Raw genomic sequence first — 18730 nt, forward strand, 5'->3', positions numbered from 1 at the left:
CTGTGAACTTTGTTCACAAAAAACACCTCGCGGAACGTTACCAGTGAACAGTAACCACAAATACCATTATACAAACGATCGTATATCCCGGCTGTTTTAACTTTTCATTAAGCCTGATATACCTTAATTCCAAAGGACTCATGAATGGTAGTACGAGCCTCTTCGATTGATTTAAACTCTTCTGCTTTTAACATCTGAGCGGTAATATTACCGATTGCAGTTGCCTCTCCAGGACCTGCATGAACCTCTTTTCCTGTTGCTCTCGCAGTCAGCTCATTAAGATAGCCTGCGTTGGAACCTCCGCCAACTACATGGATACGGCTGAAGGTTCTTCCTGTCATCTCTTCCAGTTCCTTTGCTGTCTTTGCATAGCACTCAGCAAGACTGGTATAAATAACAGTAGCAATTTCTCCTAAAGTTTCCGGAACCTTCTGTCCGGTTCTTCTGCAGTAATCTTTAACCTCTTCGATCATGCTTTCCGGAGAAAGGAAGCACTCATCATTTGCATCTACTCTGGATGGGAAATCTTTCGCTTCCTCTGCCATCTGACAGATTTCTGCAAATCCATATTTATCATCATATTCATGACGAACAGACTGGATCATCCAAAGTCCCATAATATTCTTCAGATAACGGAATCTTCCTGCATAGCCGCCCTCATTCGTAAAGTTCATCTCGCAACTCTTCTTGGAGCAGTCAGCTTTTTCTCTTTCAATTCCCATCAATGACCATGTTCCGGAGCTGATATAAATAAAATCGTCGTCGTTTGCAGGAACTGCAAGAACTGCGGATCCGGTATCATGTGTAGCCGGTGCTACAACTTCCACATCAAACCCAACTTCTGCTTTTACCTCTTCTGTAAAGTGTCCAACACTGGTACCAGGCATGATCAATTTCTGGAACATTTTTCTTGGATATCCAAGTTTATCAATCAGTTCGTAATCCCAGTCCTTTGTTTCTGCATTTACCAGCTGACCTGTTGTTGCCTCTGTATACTCACAGGTTTTCTTGCCTGTAAGAAGATAATGGAAGTAATCCGGTACATGAAGCATAGTTTCAGCCTGTTCCAGATATTCCGGATGTTTTGTCTTCACAGCCATCAGCTGATATACCGTGTTGAAAATTGCTTTCTGAATACCGGTACGTGCATAAAGATCCTCAAGAGAAATCGTCTTATATACTTCCTCATCCATACCTTCATTTCTGTGATCACGATATCCAACTGTATTTCCAAGAACCTTGTCGTCCTTATCCATCAGTACAAAGTCAACGCCCCAGGTATCAACACCCATGCTTACCGGAATCTTGCCGATCTCTTTACATTTCTTAAGACCATTCTTAATTTCCTGGAAAAGTCTGTCAAACTCCCAGCAAAGCTCGCCGTCTTTCTTTACCATTCCATTCTCAAAACGATGAACTTCCTCAAGCTCCATTTTTCCATTCTCAAGATGTCCAAGGATCAGACGTCCGCTGGAAGCACCGATATCTACTGCTAAATAATACTTTGTCATTTTATGAAACCTCCTCAATTGTAAAATTACGCTGTATATATCAAGGTTCCTGTCTTATTGTCCTACACAAATGTCTCATCAAACATTTTCCATAAACAATAACGTTACTGTTCACTCCGTTCACAGTAACGCGCTTCGCGATGCACAGAAATCATGCATTCGCATGATTTCGCGCCGCAATTCTCGGGTTTTCTGTGAACTTTGTTCACAAAAAACGCCTCGCGGAACGTTACCAGTGAACAGTAACACAATAACGTACCAATCCTGATATTCCTCATACAGCGGCTTTTCTAATTGATGATATCATAGTACTATAATATTCATCAATAAATAAGAACCTTGTTTGTCTAAAAAAGTGTCCTTATTTGCAACCAGAATGTTCTGTCCACTATATTCACAAAAACCTCTCACATAAAGTATCCGGAAGATAGTGACAATATTTTCCGTGCTGCAATAATTCCTCTTTCACCCAGAAAACCCCCGGGGCAATGCCCCAGGGGTCTGTTTCATTCACAGTTTATAAACCTGCAAACATTGGACGTTGTGTCGTCTCTTTACTTTTTAATTAGTCGTAAAGGTTTGGAGCGATGTTTTCATCGTCGATGTTTGTAGAATCATACCAGTAACCAGCTGTAGGAACATCCTCAAGCTCAGCTCCGTTAGCAGCTGCTGTCAGAGCGTAGATTGCATAATATCCCATCATCAGAGGAGACTGTGTAACTGCACCAAGGAATGTGCCATCTGTTACAGCTGCTTTAATGATAGAACCAGCGTCGAAACCAACACCGATAACATCACCGTTAGCTGCGTCAGAACCAAGAACGTTCAGGTTAGCGTTAGCTGCAAGAACACCCTCTGCTGCAACCTGGTTGGAACCGAAGATTGCGATACAGTTTTCCTGGGAAAGGATAGCCTGAGCCTCTGTGGAGCAAAGCTCTACAGTTGTCTGTGCCGGAACTGCAACCTGGATAACAACGTCTGCGTCAGCTTCTTCAGCGTCAGCACCTTCTGCTGCGTTTACATAGAACTCATTACCTTTAACTGCTACTGTTTTTCCATCAGCTTTAATCAGCTCGATCATCTTATTGATGAATCCTGTACCACGCTGCTGGATGTTAAGAGCTGTAGCATCCTGGTTAACCTCACCGATGATAACCTGTCCGTCAGCGTTAGCGATAACGTCTTTGATTGCCGGATACATGTTCTCAGCTGCTACAGAACCAGCCTGATTGTTGTCTGTGCAGACTTCGCAAACTACAGATCCTTCCGGAGCATCAGCGATACCTGTATCAAATGTAACAACCGGGATTCCTTTGTCAACACATGTCTGAAGAGCTTCCTGAACAGAAGATGTATCACAAGCTGCAAGTCCTAATCCAACAGGATTAGCTGCGATAGCTGTATTGATCATGTTAACCTGGTCAGCGATATCGGACTCACTGTTTGGTCCCTGTGCTGTATAGGTAACACCTAATTCTTCAGCAGCTTTGTCCATACCTTTCATAGCTGCTTCCCAGTATGTAGACTGGAAGGATTTAACCATCATTGGGAACTCATAAGCTTCGTTAGCTGTAAGTCCTTCAAACTGATCTTCCGGAGCTGCCATAACAGTTGTTGCTGCTAAACCAGATACCATTGCTGCACAGAGTACTAATGCCATAACTTTCTTTGCTTTCATTTACTACTTCCTCCTTGAAATAAAAATTATATAGTTTTTTATGATGATACGTCGCTACACTCTCCGACGCTTCACATCCGTTATGAAATTGTTGCTGTTTACCAGCTGTTCTGCTTATAAACAGAATTCTGCTTTTCTTCAGGCTGACTGTCTGTAAGCCAGCCTGTATGTTTCAGTTATTAGTGTGCACTTTTTTTCTCTTTCAGGATATCGATCAATACTGCAACGATCAATACAACACCTGTGATGATCTGCTGCCAGTTTGCCTGCAGACCGACATATGGAAGACCGGTCTTTAACAGCATGATTACGAAAATACCTACCAGAGTTCCTACTACAGATCCATAACCACCGGAAGCTGCAACACCACCAACGAATACACCGCCGATTGCGTCCATCTCAAGTCCGGCACCAGTACCAGGCTGTACAGTAGGAGTTACTGCTGCGTATGCGATAGCTGCAAGTCCGGTAAACAGACCGCAAACTACGTATACCATTACATGGTAAAACTTAACATTGATTCCGGAAAGAGCTGCTGCTTCTTTGTTGGAACCGATTGCGATGGTGTAACGTCCGAATTTTGTATGATTCAGAACGAACTCCATCAGGATTACCAGAAGGATCATCCAAAGGAAACCGAGCGGGTAACGGGAAGCGCTTCTTCCCTGTCCGATTGTCAGTTTAAAGATGGAATGGAACCATCCGCCTGGCTGATTCAGTGTTGGCCATGGTGTAGCACTGCAAAGAGAACCAGCACCACGGGTAATCATACAGGTACAAAGAGTAGCAAGGAATGGCGGCAGATTCATGATACCAATGAGAACACCGTTCAATGCGCCGATTGCAATTCCAAGCACTACACAGAGCAGCATTGCTACTACTACTGGAACATTGTTGCTTCTTACAAGTGTTCCGCCGATCAATGCGTAACATACCATACCAGTTCCGATTGACAGGTCTACACCGCCTGTGATAAGCGGGAATGTAACACCGATTGCCATCAGAAGGTCATAATATGAGAAATCCAGCATACTCAGGATTGTGGTGTACTGTCTGAACTCCTTACTCATAAAGGAGAAAACAGCAGCCAGTGCAATGATAACCAGCAAAACAATAAATCTCTGATCACTTAAAATACTTTTTTTCTTCTTAGTCATGACGTCCTCCTTAATCGATATTCCGTGTCGCCTTATTCATGATGTGTTCCTGTGTAGCTTCAGAAATATCAATATTTCCTGTTACCTTACCTTCACACATAACGATGATTCGGTCACTCATTCGGAGAATCTCAGTCATTTCAGAGGAAATCATAATAATAGATTTTCCTTCTGCTGCAAGCTTGCTCATTAACTTGTAGATCTCGTTCTTCGCACCAACGTCGATACCTCTTGTAGGCTCATCGAAGATCAGGATCTCACTGTCACGGGTAAGCCATTTTGCAATAACTACCTTCTGCTGGTTACCACCGGAAAGATTCACTACCAGCTGGTCTGTAGAAGGAGTCTTGGTTGCAAGCTCTTTCACATATCTCTCTGTAACTTTTTTCTCTTTGGCTTTGTTGATGAATAAACCGTTGCAATATTCTTCCATGGTAGCCAGGGTTGTGTTCTCTGTTACAGATTTCTGAACAACAACTCCATATCTTCTTCTGTCCTCAGACAGATAACCGATACCATATTTAACAGCATCCTGTGGGCTGTTGATGGTTACTTCATGGAGCTGTCCATCTTTACCCATAATGGAAATCTTACCGCTCTGTTTCGGATCTGCCCCAAACAGTGCTCTGGCTGTCTCAGTACGTCCTGCTCCCATCAGTCCTGAGAAGCCAAGGATTTCACCTTTACGAAGCTCGAAGCTTACATCCTGAACCATCTTGCCTGCATTCAGATGCTCTACCTTCAAAACAACCGGGGCATCTGGGGCAACCATGCTATGATCCTTCGGATCTTCGTAAATAACACGACCAACCATCATGTTGATAATATCTTCTTTTGTACTGTCTGCTGTGATCAGGGTTCCAACATAGCCACCATCTCGCATGACAGTTACACGGTCTGTGATGACCTTGATCTCATCCATACGGTGTGAGATGTATACAATACCCAGATTCTTCTTACGAAGGTCTTTGATGATTTCAAATAAATCCGCAATCTCCTTCTCAGTAAGAGCAGCTGACGGCTCATCAAAAATGATCACCTCAGCTTTGTGGGAAATAGCCTTTGCAATCTCACACATCTGCTGCTTACCAACAGTAAGATTACTCATTTTTTCTCTCGGATCGATCTCAATATTCAGATCCTGAAATAATTTTCTGGAATCTTCGATCATCTTCTTGTCGTCTACACGGATTCCCTTCTTCGGTTCACGTCCGATAAAGATGTTCTGTGCAACAGTCAGATCTCCGATCATATTTAATTCCTGATGTACGATTACCACTCCGGCATCCTGAGCTTCACGGGTATTGTGAAATTCTGTCTCTTTGCCTTTATATGTAATTGTTCCGGAATCCTTCTGGTAAATACCGGTAAGCACCTTCATCAGTGTGGACTTTCCGGCTCCGTTCTCTCCCATAAGTGCATGTACTTCACCGCGTTTCACTTCGAAATTAACATGATCCAGGGCATGAACTCCAGGAAAGGACTTATCAATATCCTTCATAGTTAAAATAACTTCACCCATTATCGAATCCTCCCTTATGATCAGTTCTTTCTGCGTCTTGCAGAAACGTCAGCGTAAACTGCTACAATAACAATGATACCTGTAATAATCATCTGCTGTCCTTTGCCAAGACCAAATGCCATGATTCCCTGCTGAAGAAGAGAGATGATAAATACACCGATTACAGTACCGCCGATGGAAGCAAGTCCACCAACCATGGATGTACCACCCATTACACAGCCTGCAATTGCCTCGTTGTTATACTGATCGCCATATCCTGGCTGAACGGTTGTATAAGTAGCTACAAAGAACAGTGCTCCGATTCCTACCAGGAATCCACAGATCACATATGCAAGCATTCTCCATTTTCTGGTATTGACACCAGAAAGACGAACTGCCTCGCTGTTAGATCCAAGACAAAGGATATAACGTCCTGGCTTTGTATTGTAAAGAACAATACCGCAAACCACTGCCATTCCAAGGAAGATCACAAGACCAACCGGGAATCCATTATAAGATGCGATATTACGGAACCATCCGTTTACCGGATCAGAACTCTGCGGCCAGCTGACTGACTGTGTCTTGGTAAATACAGAAGCAATACCTTTTGCAATGTTCATGGAAGCCATGGATACGATAAATGGCGGAACTGACATATAAGAAACCAGCCATCCATTAAATATACCAAATGCAAGACCAATGAGCACACACAGAACCATGGCAGCTGCACAAGGAACTCCATAAGAAGTCATGCAGTAACCGGAAACCAGTGCACAGCAGAACATAACCGGTCCGATGGAGAAATCAATTCCTCCCGTAGCAATTACAAATGTTACTCCAAGTGATAAAAAGCCCAGGAAGTATACATAGTTCAAAGTAGATTTGATACTGTCGCCAACAGGGAATTTACTTCCGAGTACTACCTTGAAAACTACGAACATAAGAACAAGAATACAGACAAGCATGATTCTGTTCAGGCCGAGCTTTTTCACAATTGGATTTTGTTTTAACTTTTCCAACTTTTCACCCTCCTTGATTTTTTGTTATTGTCCAGGTTTACCTCACTCTTCCTGAGCAATAACTTTTTGCACTCTCTGCGTTTTCTATATAATACCTTGAATTCTGCACAATTGTAATAGAATATTTTCCAGAAAAAGGTTAAATATTTACGGTATGGTCATAAATTTTTAACCTTTTATGTGAAATATGCACTAACACTTTACCATGTAAAATCAAAAAACCTCAAATTCAATCCTTTTCATACGTAAGAAACGCAAAAGGATCGAACCTGAGGTCTCATTTTATCTGACAGAGTATATTAAAAAGATCTGGTACAGCATAAATCGGGTAACTCTTCCGCAAAACGTGCAGCTGTGAAGATACAGAACAGCTACAAAGTCTATTTTATGGTATTAAATGGGAAGATCAGCTTTTCGATTTCGCTGGAATACATATTCTCCGGAGTTACAAGCTGACAGCCGGAATTTACATTCTCATCGTAAGGTTTGCCCTGCAGCATACGCACAGTCTCCGTTACACCCAGATAGCCCATCTTAAACGCTTTCTGCACAACAATTCCCTTGAAGACACCCTTTTCCATAAGCTGGACTGCTTCCTGGGAGCTGTCTACCCCCACTACCTGGATTTGGTCTTCCATATCATGTTTCTGTACCGCCCGTGCTGCGCCTACAGAGGAATATTCATTCATTCCTGCAATCATTTCAAGATTCGGATATTTCTCCATCAGTTCTTCTGTAAGCTGGGAAGCCTTATCAAACTGGGAATTACAATATACTACGTCTACAACATTCTTATTATAATCCCCCAGACCTTCCCGAAAGCCCTGTTCTCTTTCGATTGCAGTGGAAACACCTTTTACATGGCTTACAATTGCAATCTGAGAATCCTTATTTAAAAAAGTTCTGGCATATTCCCCCAGCTGCTTTCCTGCTTCCAGGTTATCTGTGGCAACTGTCATATCCTGAATATTGCTTTCTGTATAGGAATCTATAAATGTGATCTTGATTCCCTTATCTTTTGCCTTCTGCAATAATTCATCGGAAGCATCAAAGCTGGAAGGGGAAAATAATATTGCATCCGGATTTTTCTCAATGGCCTCTTCCAGAAGTTTATTCTGTACCTCCACATCCTGTTCTCTCTCCGGTGCCAGCACTTCCAGTTCTGCACCGCATTCCTGCGCCGCCATTCTTGTCCCTGAAATCAGGGAGGTCCAGAAGTCATTGGTTCCATCCTCTGTTTTCGGTATGTAAATTAATGACCACTTTTTGTTATTATTTTTTTGACGAATATAAAGCATTCCTCCGGAAACCAGACACACCGCCAGCGCTATGCATACAAGCATAAGCCATTGTTTACGCTTTTTCATGATGTTCCTCCTGCTCGATCGGAATTACCACTGTAACAGTCGTACCTTTTCCTTTTTCACTTTTATAGCTCAGACCATATTCCTTTCCATAGTACATACTGAGACGTCTTTGAACGTTGTATACACCGACACCATTAGAACGATAATTGACTTTATGCTTCTCAAAAATCCGGTTCAGGGTCTCCTCATCCATTCCCACACCGTCATCTGCTATTTCGATAACTGCATTTCCATCTTTCTGGTATCCGTTAACAGTAAGCATCCCTTTTGATTCCTTATATTTAAGACCATGATAAATTGCATTTTCCACAATTGGCTGAAGTACAAGTTTCACTATATGCACACTGTTAATAGATGGATCCACATTGATCTCAAATTCCAGTTTATCCTTATAGCGCATTTTCTGAATGGTGAGATAACTCTTTACATACTGGATTTCCTGGCCGATGAGGACCGTTTCATCTTCGTTGCTGATACTTTGCCGCAAAAGCCGTGCCAGAGAAGCGGTCATCAGTACTACATCTTCATATTTCTTTCCTTCTGCCATCCAGATAATGGAATCCAGCGTATTATAAAGAAAGTGGGGATTGATCTGGGACTGAAGAGCTTTCAGTTCGCTCTTTCGCTTCAGTTCCTGTTCGTGGACATTCTGTGCCATCAGATCTTCAATCTTATGGGTCATCACATTGAATGATGTGGTAAGACTTCCAATTTCATTCTGGGAAGGTATAACCAGATCATCTGCTGCCTTGAAATCTCCTTCCTGAACCCTTTCCATAGAATCACGAAGCTTCTGAATCGGAAGAGTTATGCTTCTGGCAATAAAGCTGGAAATAAGCATGGCGATCACAACCAGTACAATGGCCGTCATTACATATATGTTATTGGCCTCTTTGCTGCTCTTTAAAAGCTCTGCCATATTCATGCAGCCAACAATCGTCCAGCCAGTTATCTCAGAGCGGGCAAGTGTATAGATTTTTTCGTCATCTCCCTCTCCTGTTACTACCGTATCTGTGTCGGCATTCATAACAATATCAATGTTCTCCGTCTGAAGCTCATTATACAGCTGCTGCTGGCTTGGATGATAAACGATGTTCCCATCCTGATCCAGAATAAATACATATCCCTTATCCCCAATGCTGTTCTGGTCGCAGAGCTCACTGATGGCGCTATAATTCAAGTCAATAAATACAACACCGTCACTGTTTCCCGTGCCATAGAAATTATGGACTTCGCGGCTTAATGTAATCACCCACGGACGCTGGTCCTTAATCACATGCTGGACATGGGAAGAACTGAGACAATACTGATTGTAATTATCTACTGCATTGGTGTACCACTCCTGAGTGGAAAGATCCAGATCCGGATTGGTGGCCTGATATCCGCTGTTTATAAGCATAACCCCATCTTTTTGCACGATTCCAATGTTGCAGATGTCATCACGTCCTTTCAATATCGTACTGAATTGTTCCTGGAGACGCTTCCTGTGCCCTTCTTTTACAGCCTCATCCTCACCGATACGCTGGTACAAAAGCTGATACGCATCCTGGCTTTTTGCAATAACTGAGGCAATATTATCCATATATGTAATATACGAATCAACATTCTGATTCAGCTGATGTATAATAGTCTGGGTATAAATGGCAGAGTTCTCATAAACTGTAGAATTCGTATATCTTACTGATACTGCAGTCGCTGCAAGCACCGCACAGAGAACCAGAACAGAAACAGCCGCAAATATAGTGCTTTGAATACTTTTAAAGCCTTTAAGAAATTTTCGTTCTCTTTTGTTTTTATTCATAGGCTGCTCTCCCTTACGTTTTCTCATTCATTTAACTTTTTATTTTTCATATCTTTCATCACTGATTTCTGTAGAAATAATCCACCTGCTGGCAGCAAATCTTTTTATAGCTGCAATTATTCACTTCCGGATTCAATCATTTCCAGCTCCCACTCTGTCTGAAAATTCCCCTTAAGATTCTCTGAAATATGAATCTTCCCATCATCTGTCACCAGGATCACATTGAATTCTTCCCTGTGCTGCCGCCAGAATTGACAAGCTTTCTCATAGCCCATAATATAAAGAGCCGTGGACATTCCATCCGCAAGTGTACCGTCCTTTGATACGATTGTCACAGACAGCAGATCTCCATCTGCCGGATATCCTGTCCTGGGATTGATGATATGAATATAGGTCTCCTCATCTTCTTCAAAATACCTCTCATAACCGCCAGAAGTAACTACGGCCTGATTTTCCACAGATAAAACACCAATATAATCCTGCTGTCCGCCTTTTGGATCACGTATTCCCACTTTCCAGCTGCTGCCGTCTGGCTTCGTCCCTATCGCCTGAATGTTTCCTCCAAGAGAAACCAATGCGGAAGAAACGCCATATTCCTGAAAAAGCTCTGCCAGCTTCTGACCTGTATATCCTTTTGCAATTCCTCCAAAATCAATCTGCTGATCTGCTCCAAGCGTTACAAACTTTGCTTTTTCTTTGCTGTCCCTGCCCTTTTCATCAGAGTCCCGGGTCTGTATTTCTACTTTATTTCCATCCACCAGTGCCAGTTTTTTTTGTACTTCTGCAGCTGTAGGCACATGATAATTACCTGTGGGAAATCCCCATAGCTTCATCACCGGATAAATCGTATCGTCAAAAAGTCCGTCTGTCTCCTGATAAATCTCTTTTCCCCGGAGGATCAGTTCTGCCAGATCATCTGTTGCCTGCAGATTTCCCTGTTCATTTAAGGCATATACTTCACTTTTACTGTTTTCTGCTGATAACATCGCATCCAGTTTCTGTACTTCTTCTATAGCTGCATCTACAGCTTTTTCACTGTTTTTACCATATGCGGTAAACTCCATATAGGTGTCCATCGCAAACAGCTGCTTCTGGCATTTCTGATTCTGAACAAAATACCTGGTTCCTTCTGTAAAAATCAAAATTCCAATACAAATGCCGGCTGCCGTCAGTACTTTTCTTTTCATAAGGATCTTTTTTCCCTTGCATACTCGGTAGGAGTCTTACCTGTCATTTTCTTAAAAGAAATTCCAAAATAATGGGGATCTGAAAAGCCCACCTTCTCCGCAATCTCATAGTTCTTAAGTGCAGTCTGTTCCAGGAGTTCCTTTGCCTTTTCCATACGTGTCTTACTGAGGAATTCCAGGAAAGTGCCTCCTGTGGCTTCCTTAAAAATAGTACTGAAATAGCTTGTACCAATATTCAGATAGGAACAGATATCATTTAATCCTAATTCCGGCTCATTGTAATGCTGACGAATATATTCCATAGCAAGTACTGCCTGCTTCTGACCGCTGGAACTGTTCAGGGAAGAGCATCTTTCAAATACCTCGTGAACATAGTCCTCTGCCATTTTAAAAGCTTCCTTAAAAGTTTTCTGTTCGGTTACCCGTCCCATGAGAATTTCTCTTTTGTGGAACAGATCTTCATTCTCGGAAGAAAGAGCTTCCCAGCAGCTTCCTGCATGGCGCAGAATCATCTGAAGGCAGACACAGGCCTGACTTTTATCCACTCTGGCCTTTTTGATCTCAGATTTCATAACAGAAAGAGCCTGATTCATCTCAGCTTCATTGCCTTTCTTGATTCCATCTACCATATCGCTTAATGGCTGCTGCAAAGAAATACTTCTCTCCGGATTCAGTGTTTCTGTGTCAATGAGCAGATTTCCGCCCAGTAAATAGCGCAGTTCAATAGCCTTCTCAGCCTGGTTATGAGACTGGATCGTATCTCCGGGATTCCTTACCCAGCCCCCAATTCCTGCTGAAGCTTCAATGCCGATCACTTCTTTTACTTTTTTCTGGATTTCCTGACAGATTTCCTGTATTTCTCTGGAAAACTCCCTGCTGCGGTTTCCCATAAAGAGGATACACACCCGGTTATTTCCTTCCTGATAGGCAATTCCTGCATTACGATCTGTCACGATCTCATCTGCAACATTAAATAAAACAAAAGCCATTAATGCGCTCTCCTGGCGTTTTTCCATATCAATCTGATGAATATCGGAAAACAGATCCATGTCAAATAACGCAACCCGATAAGATGCTGCCTCCAGATTAATTCCCATTCCAGACAATTCCTCCAGGCTCTCCTGCACATCCCGCGTACAGCTTACCAGAGATTCAATCGCTTTCGAACGAATCACCAGAGCATTTTTGTGATAATCCTGAGATGTCTTTGTGAGGGATTCTATTTTCTTCTTTTCTTTTCTCTGCAGATCTACTTTTTCTTTCATTTTGCCAATAACTTCTCTGAGCTCCATAGCAGTTACCGGCTTCAGCATGTATTCGCTTACATTATACTGAATTGCTTTCTTTGCATATTCAAATTCCCCGAAGCCACTGAAGATCACAATTACGATCTCCGGATAATTATCATGCAGAAAATGGCTTAGTTCCATTCCATCCATATACGGCATCAAAATATCTGTGAGAACAATATCTACCGGATGGCTCTTTACAAAATCTGCTGCCTGCTTTCCGTTTTCACAGTCTCCTACAAGCTGGCAATCCATGGACTTCCAGTCAATATTCTCCTTTATGGCGTCACGTACCAGGATCTCATCATCTACAAGTAAAATTCGATACATAGTTTTCGCTTTCCCTTTCTATACACAGCATGTACCTCATCGGCTCCCCCCCCGATGCCTGTTTGCACATGGTATTCTATTAATTTCAGCTAAATATTATATTATCACATACCATAAAATCATGCAAACTAAACAAACAATTCCAGAGTTTGTTTGGTGTGTGTTACTATTACTGTTTACTGGTAACAAAAAAGCTGCAAAGTTATAAGAATTATAAACCCTGCAGCTTTTCTGCTGTGTAAGATATTTAAAGAAGCTTTGAAATTATAACCATTATTTTACAATCACTCCATCCTCATCCCAGAGATCGTGCCAGTCCTTTGCACCTTCCCACAGGAATACATGGCCTTTGATCAGACGGTTATTCTTATCAAGGGAACGGATGGTTTCCATCTCTTCTTCTGTCAGAGGATCTTCCGTGACACATTTCAGGTTCATGGTGTAATTCTTCTCTTTCAAAGAGAATGGAATTGGGGAAGCACCTCTCTGTACAGCCCATTTAATGCAGATAACTGCCGGATGAACACCATGTGCCGCTGCAATTGCTTTCAGCTCTGGCAGTTCAATATCCGCAATATCTTCTGGCATCTTATCACGTTCCGGACGCTCAGGAGAACCAATTGGGCAGAATCCTACCACTTCAATACCATGCGCTCTGCAATAATCAAACAGCTCCGGCTGCTGGAAGCATGGATGAAGCTCCATCTCGATCGCAGCTGGTTTAATTCTGCAAAGTGGAAGTACTGCCTCCAGTTTCGGAATTGTCATATTAGACATACCGATATGTTTCGTCAGACCCATATCTACCAGGCGCTCCATCTGGCGCCAGGTTTTCATAAAACGCTCTACTGTGAACGGTTTGGAATCAGGATTTCTGGAATCCACATCACAATGCGGTGCATGATAGTTCGGGAATGGCCAGTGAACATAATACATATCCAGATAGTCAAGCTTCAGATCCTTTAAGGTCTTCGCACAGGCAATCAGTACATCTCCGTCGCCATGCATATCGTTCCATACTTTGGATGCAATAAAAAGTTCTTCTCTTTTTACAATGCCTTCTGCAAATGCATCTGCGAAGATCTTTCCGATCATATCTTCATTTCCGTAACATGCAGCACAGTCAAAAGAACGGTAACCTACACGAAGTGCACCTGCAACAGAAGCAGAAACTGCATCTGCATCTGCATGGTCACTTCCAAAAGTGCCCATTCCAACAGCTGGCATCTTAGCGCCAGTATAAAGTGTTCTCTGCGGAACAATTGCCGGATCGATCATTGTCATTTTCTTATCCTCCTTAACATTTCGTTTGCACTATAGATTTCAATTACAACGCAATTTACTTTCGCTTAATATCTTTTACTACATTTTCTTATAATTTAGTAACCTCAATCTGTGAAAGCAGTTTCTCCATATCTTCCATCACAAAAAATCCAGTCTCCTCGCGCATGGCTGCTGACGCTGAAATAGCACTTGCCAGTTTCATTGTCTCAGGAAGTGAAAGTCCCCTGGATAAACCCAGTGCGAATCCTGCGATCATAGAATCTCCACACCCAACTGTGTTCACTGCATTTATTCTCGGAACCAGTGCACGGAAAATTCCTTCATTACCTACTGCAAGAGAACCGTCAGCTCCCAGGGAAACAGCTACGATTTCCACACCTTTTGCATGAATCTCTTTCGCCGCATCTATAATATCCTGGATATCATCACAATTCTTACCTGTGAGCATGCGGATTTCATCAATATTGGGCTTGATCATAGTAGGTGCTGCTTCAATTCCCATTTCAAGAAGTTTGCCGCTGGTATCCAGAATAACCGGAATTCCTGCCTCTTTTACAATCTTTATAAGACGCTGATAAGCAGTTCCGTCAAGTCCTTTCGGAACACTTCCTGACATTGCAACTACTTTCGCTTCTTTTACAAGATTACGGAATTTTTCCTCAAATCCGGCAAAATCCTCTTCTGTAAGGGTAAACCCAGGTTCCAGAAATTCTGTCTGAACTTTATTAACTTCATCCCAGATATTAATACAGGATCTGCTTTCTGCAGCTACATGATAAAAAGCACTTTTAATACCAAACGGCTTCAGTGCATTCTCAATATAAGCTCCTGCATAACCACCTACAAAACCTGTGGCAATCACCTCTGCTCCGTAAATTGAAGCCGGCTTGGATACATTCAGACCTTTTCCACCAGGAACATAAGTACATTCCTTTACACGATTCACTTCTCCAGTCTTAAAGTTATTTACCACATACCGCTTATCAATGGCTGCATTTAATGTTACTGTCAGTATCATATGCTCAATCCTCATTCGTCAGAAGAATCTTCCCCTTTACAAGACCAGGTGTCTTATAGAGCTGGAATGCTTCCTGAGCCTGACTCATTGGCATTTTGCGATAAATAAATCCCGGATCAAATTTCAGCTGACCGGTTGCAAAATAATGAGCTGTAAGATCCCACTCTTTGCCTGGGAACGGGGAACTATAGGACATCCAGGAGCCTGTAAGTTTGAATTCTTTACGATTCATATTCTCCCACTGCTTTGGTGTAAATGTAAGATCTGCATGAGGTGTTCCAATGAAACATACGTGTGCCTTATTCGCAGCAAGTTCAAATGCCATATGCATAGTCGGAACCTGTCCGGCTGTTTCAAACACATATTCATAGCCCTTACCACCGGTAATTGCCATAGCCTCTTCCATATAATTCTTTTTGGTTGTATTGATAACTGCATCTGCGCCCATTCTCATGGCAAGATCCAGGCGTTCCTCACTAATATCAAATACTACAACCTTCTTGGAACCAAAGATCTTTGCCCACTGCATTGTGAATATACCAATTGTTCCACATCCTAAAATTGCCACGCAGCGACCGCCCTGATAATCATTCTGAAGGAGTCCATGAAGAGCAACTGTGGATGGCTCGAACATTGCACCCTGTTCATAGGAAATAGACGGATCAAAAGGAATCGCATTCTGCTCTGGAATTACTACATAATCCGCATTACTTCCCTGCTGCCTGGAACCGATAAAACTGTAATGCTTACATAAGGAGAAGTTTCCATTCTGACAATCATCACACTTCATGCACGGAAGAAGCGGAGCCCCGGAAACGCGGTCGCCAACTTTCACCTTGGTGACCCCTTCTCCAACTTCTACTACATCACCAGAAAACTCATGTCCAAGAACGATAGGATAAAAATGAACACCATGATTCAATACTCGCGGAACATCAGAGCCACAAATGCCGGAAGCTTTTACTTTAATCTTTACCCAGCCTGGTTTTGCCTGTGGTTCTTCGATTTCCTGGTACTGTACATCCTCGTTTGCAACTACAACTGCTGCTTTCATCTTGAAATACCTCCTTACTTCCGTACCATCATAGCTTTCAGAGATTCATATAAATCCCTATATGTACGGTATGTCTTATTATAAACTTCTTTATTCTCAGGATTGGGCTCATGGCGTCTTGTCTCTTTCACTGTCATGGAAACCGCTTCCTCGTAATCTTTATAAAATCCAACTCCTACGCCAGCCAGGATTGCAGCACCTAATGTGGTTGCTGTATCGGAAGCAGGGACCACCACTGCCTTGCCTGTCACATCAGCCTTAATCTGAGTCCAGAGAAGGGAATTGGCTGAACCTCCCATAGCACGAAGAACTTCTGCTTTAGCACCTGCCGCTTCAGCCACCTCCAGATTATGGCGCAGGGAAAATGCTACGCCCTCCATACAGGCTCTTACCATGTGTCCCTTGGTCTTAGCAAAATCAAGTCCATAGAAAACGCCTTTGGCGTATGGATTCCAGACAGGGGATCTCTCCCCGGACATATATGGAAGGAACACAACGCCTTCACTTCCGGCTGGTACTGCCTCGGCAATTTCATTCAGTTGTTCCAGAGAGGATTTCCCGGTATCCGCCTTGCGGCTCCTCTCATAAGCTGCAAATTCTCTCTCAAACCAGCGCATGACACCGCCGCCTCCGGTAGTTCCTCCCTGAAGAAGCCACTTGCCTGGCACTACGTGATAGCCTAAGATCAGACTTGGATCTGCTTTGTATGTATCTGTGCAGATGCTCATGCCACCAGCCTGTCCACCCTGCTCCTGGGTCTCCCCCGGATGGATCACACCTGCACCAAGTGTTCCACAGGCTGCATCCAGACCGCCGGCCACTACAGGAGTTCCGACAGTCAGTCCACTCTGGGCTGCCGCCTCTTCCGTCACAGTTCCCACTACCTTATCGCACGCAACAATCTCCGGAAGAAAATCCACAGGAATTCCCATTTTCTCACACATCACTTCATCCCAGGTACCAGTACGCATATCAAAGCAATGCAGGCCATATCCCTGTGAAAGATCCTGTGTGATGGCACCAGTCAGTCTGTAAGCAATAAAGCTGTTTGATTGAAGGATCTTGTAAATCTTATTATATACTTCAGGCATATTCTCCTTATACCAGAGAATCTTCGCTGTGGTATATGAAGGCTGAAGAGAATTACCTGCAACATTGAAAATATTCTCACTGCCGATTTCATTATTGAGTCTGTCGCAGATTTCCTGGGCTCTTGTATCCATCCAGATAGGTGTATCTGTCAGAACATTTCCCTCATGGTCAATGGCAATAGCCGACCAGCTCTGCCCATCAATTCCCACTCCGGCAATCTGCTCTCCTGAAATATTACCTGTCTCCAGGCATTCGCAAATAGCGCCGCAAACCGCATGCCACCATTCATCCGGCTTCTGCTGCGCCCATCCCTCATGAGGATAATAAACAGGGTAATCCCCATTGGCGGAAGCCATCACCTTTCCGTTCTTGTTAAATATGGCAACCTTGCACGCGCTGGTTCCAATATCAATTCCTAATAAATAGTCTTTGCTCATCCTTGTCTCCTTATGGATTTCCCCATAAAAATATCAGTCTGAAGTTTCCGTACAATATGGTCAGGAAGCTCATCTCTTCCTTCAAGCCGTTCCAGCATGATCTGTGCTGTTTCCCTTGCAATTTTCTCTGTGGGCTGTGAAACAATGGTAAGTGCAGGTCTGCATGCACGGGCAAAAGGCAGATTGTCAAATCCCACCAGGGAAATCTCCTCTGGCATGGATACCCCCATCTCGTTAAGCCCGATCACTGCCCCCATAGTCATCTCATAGTTCGTCACAAAAACAGCTGTCATATCCGGATTCTCTTTCACCAGCTCTTCTACTGCCTGAACCCCTCCCTGGATCGTGTAATCACCATGACAGATCAGCTTTTCATCAACCGCAATTCCATGAGCCTTAAGTGCTTTCATATATCCTAACATACGCTGTCTGGCAGTGAATACCTCATCCGGTCCACCGATCAGACCAATCTTCTGATGCTGTTCTTCTACCAGCATGCCAACAGCCTTCTCAGCTGCATTTACATTATCCACCAGCACACAGTCGCAGGATATTCCCTGGATCATACGGTCGATAAGCACAATGGGTTTACCTGTTTTCTGAAATTCATTCAGATGGGCTCCAGTCATATCTACCGGCATATTGATAATTCCATCCACACGTTTCCGGGTAAGGAAATCCACTGCTTCTTTTTCAAGCTTCTTATCTGTTCTGCAGTCACAGACAATCGCTGCATATCCATGGCTTCGGAGGATATCCTCCATTCCACTGATGATTTCGGCGCAGAAAACATTGTTCAGCTCTGGAATCACAACCCCCACTGTCTTGGTCGCATTGGTCTTCAGACCGCGGGCAACTTCATTTACTTCGTAATGTAATTCTTCGATGGCTTCTTCGATCTTGATACGGTTCTTCTCTCTTACATTCCCCCCATTGAAATAAGAGGAAATCGTTGCCAGACCAAGTCCTGTCCGTCTGGCAATATCTTTCATCGTCGCTGCCATA

The 18730-nt window shown here is 43.1% G+C and carries 14 protein-coding genes; all 14 read right to left on the reverse strand.

Translation table 11 applies throughout. The annotated features are described in order from the left end of the window. Nucleotides 1–107: 107 nt before the first annotated feature. The 14 genes from rhaB to LIZ66_RS14925 all read right to left on the reverse strand — a co-directional run bounded on the left by rhaB (nucleotide 108) and on the right by LIZ66_RS14925 (nucleotide 18729). Nucleotides 108–1511 carry a rhamnulokinase gene (rhaB, locus tag LIZ66_RS14860; RefSeq protein WP_118577746.1) on the reverse strand — a complete coding sequence of 468 codons (1404 nt, stop codon included), beginning with the start codon at nucleotides 1509–1511 and terminating at the stop codon, nucleotides 108–110. A gap of 565 nt (nucleotides 1512–2076) precedes the next feature. Further along, the gene (locus LIZ66_RS14865) at nucleotides 2077–3189 is read right to left on the reverse strand and encodes a substrate-binding domain-containing protein (protein ID WP_173773161.1); all 1113 of its coding nucleotides are present in this window, start codon (nucleotides 3187–3189) and stop codon (nucleotides 2077–2079) included. Between the two features lie 179 nt (nucleotides 3190–3368). Then, nucleotides 3369–4346, reverse strand: a complete 978-nt coding sequence (locus tag LIZ66_RS14870; protein ID WP_173770686.1) for an ABC transporter permease — start codon at nucleotides 4344–4346, stop codon at nucleotides 3369–3371. A gap of 10 nt (nucleotides 4347–4356) precedes the next feature. After that, the gene (locus tag LIZ66_RS14875) at nucleotides 4357–5868 is read right to left on the reverse strand and encodes a sugar ABC transporter ATP-binding protein (protein WP_148461187.1); all 1512 of its coding nucleotides are present in this window, start codon (nucleotides 5866–5868) and stop codon (nucleotides 4357–4359) included. A 20-nt stretch (nucleotides 5869–5888) separates the two neighbouring features. Then, nucleotides 5889–6866 carry an ABC transporter permease gene (locus tag LIZ66_RS14880; protein WP_118577750.1) on the reverse strand — a complete coding sequence of 326 codons (978 nt, stop codon included), beginning with the start codon at nucleotides 6864–6866 and terminating at the stop codon, nucleotides 5889–5891. A gap of 380 nt (nucleotides 6867–7246) precedes the next feature. Next, nucleotides 7247–8233 carry a substrate-binding domain-containing protein gene (locus tag LIZ66_RS14885; RefSeq protein ID WP_148461186.1) on the reverse strand — a complete coding sequence of 329 codons (987 nt, stop codon included), beginning with the start codon at nucleotides 8231–8233 and terminating at the stop codon, nucleotides 7247–7249. Continuing rightward, nucleotides 8220–10034 carry a sensor histidine kinase gene (locus LIZ66_RS14890; protein ID WP_148461185.1) on the reverse strand — a complete coding sequence of 605 codons (1815 nt, stop codon included), beginning with the start codon at nucleotides 10032–10034 and terminating at the stop codon, nucleotides 8220–8222. Before LIZ66_RS14890 ends, LIZ66_RS14885 begins: the two co-directional genes overlap by 14 nt. A 116-nt stretch (nucleotides 10035–10150) precedes the next feature. Beyond that, a complete protein-coding gene (locus tag LIZ66_RS14895) occupies nucleotides 10151–11221 on the reverse strand; it encodes an FAD:protein FMN transferase (protein WP_173717935.1) in 1071 nt (356 codons plus the stop codon). Next, nucleotides 11218–12840 carry a response regulator gene (locus tag LIZ66_RS14900; RefSeq protein WP_148461183.1) on the reverse strand — a complete coding sequence of 541 codons (1623 nt, stop codon included), beginning with the start codon at nucleotides 12838–12840 and terminating at the stop codon, nucleotides 11218–11220. Before LIZ66_RS14900 ends, LIZ66_RS14895 begins: the two co-directional genes overlap by 4 nt. A 273-nt stretch (nucleotides 12841–13113) precedes the next feature. Then, a complete protein-coding gene (locus LIZ66_RS14905; RefSeq protein ID WP_118577756.1) occupies nucleotides 13114–14124 on the reverse strand; it encodes an aldo/keto reductase in 1011 nt (336 codons plus the stop codon). Between the two features lie 88 nt (nucleotides 14125–14212). Next, the gene (pfkB, locus tag LIZ66_RS14910; RefSeq protein ID WP_227200978.1) at nucleotides 14213–15142 is read right to left on the reverse strand and encodes a 1-phosphofructokinase; all 930 of its coding nucleotides are present in this window, start codon (nucleotides 15140–15142) and stop codon (nucleotides 14213–14215) included. A 4-nt stretch (nucleotides 15143–15146) separates the two neighbouring features. Continuing rightward, nucleotides 15147–16196, reverse strand: coding sequence for a galactitol-1-phosphate 5-dehydrogenase (locus LIZ66_RS14915; protein ID WP_173717933.1), 1050 nt, complete (start codon nucleotides 16194–16196; stop codon nucleotides 15147–15149). Between the two features lie 14 nt (nucleotides 16197–16210). Next, nucleotides 16211–17725 carry a xylulokinase gene (gene xylB, locus LIZ66_RS14920; protein WP_227200977.1) on the reverse strand — a complete coding sequence of 505 codons (1515 nt, stop codon included), beginning with the start codon at nucleotides 17723–17725 and terminating at the stop codon, nucleotides 16211–16213. Further along, nucleotides 17722–18729, reverse strand: coding sequence for a LacI family DNA-binding transcriptional regulator (locus tag LIZ66_RS14925; RefSeq protein WP_173734870.1), 1008 nt, complete (start codon nucleotides 18727–18729; stop codon nucleotides 17722–17724). Before LIZ66_RS14925 ends, xylB begins: the two co-directional genes overlap by 4 nt. Nucleotide 18730: the final 1 nt, after the last annotated feature.

It is taken from the genome of Blautia faecis, assembly GCF_020554845.1.
GTDB classification, from domain to species: domain Bacteria; phylum Bacillota; class Clostridia; order Lachnospirales; family Lachnospiraceae; genus Blautia_A; species Blautia_A faecis.

Coding starts and splice junctions, on each gene's coding strand:
- LIZ66_RS14900 (WP_148461183.1), bottom strand. CDS start 12,840: ATGTATCGAATTTTACTTGTAGATGATGAGATCCTGGTACGTGACGCC.
- LIZ66_RS14925 (WP_173734870.1), bottom strand. CDS start 18,729: ATGGCAGCGACGATGAAAGATATTGCCAGACGGACAGGACTTGGTCTG.
- pfkB (WP_227200978.1), bottom strand. CDS start 15,142: ATGATACTGACAGTAACATTAAATGCAGCCATTGATAAGCGGTATGTG.
- LIZ66_RS14905 (WP_118577756.1), bottom strand. CDS start 14,124: ATGACAATGATCGATCCGGCAATTGTTCCGCAGAGAACACTTTATACT.
- LIZ66_RS14895 (WP_173717935.1), bottom strand. CDS start 11,221: ATGAAAAGAAAAGTACTGACGGCAGCCGGCATTTGTATTGGAATTTTG.
- LIZ66_RS14870 (WP_173770686.1), bottom strand. CDS start 4,346: ATGACTAAGAAGAAAAAAAGTATTTTAAGTGATCAGAGATTTATTGTT.
- LIZ66_RS14890 (WP_148461185.1), bottom strand. CDS start 10,034: ATGAATAAAAACAAAAGAGAACGAAAATTTCTTAAAGGCTTTAAAAGT.
- LIZ66_RS14865 (WP_173773161.1), bottom strand. CDS start 3,189: ATGAAAGCAAAGAAAGTTATGGCATTAGTACTCTGTGCAGCAATGGTA.
- xylB (WP_227200977.1), bottom strand. CDS start 17,725: ATGAGCAAAGACTATTTATTAGGAATTGATATTGGAACCAGCGCGTGC.
- LIZ66_RS14915 (WP_173717933.1), bottom strand. CDS start 16,196: ATGAAAGCAGCAGTTGTAGTTGCAAACGAGGATGTACAGTACCAGGAA.
- rhaB (WP_118577746.1), bottom strand. CDS start 1,511: ATGACAAAGTATTATTTAGCAGTAGATATCGGTGCTTCCAGCGGACGT.
- LIZ66_RS14885 (WP_148461186.1), bottom strand. CDS start 8,233: ATGAAAAAGCGTAAACAATGGCTTATGCTTGTATGCATAGCGCTGGCG.
- LIZ66_RS14875 (WP_148461187.1), bottom strand. CDS start 5,868: ATGGGTGAAGTTATTTTAACTATGAAGGATATTGATAAGTCCTTTCCT.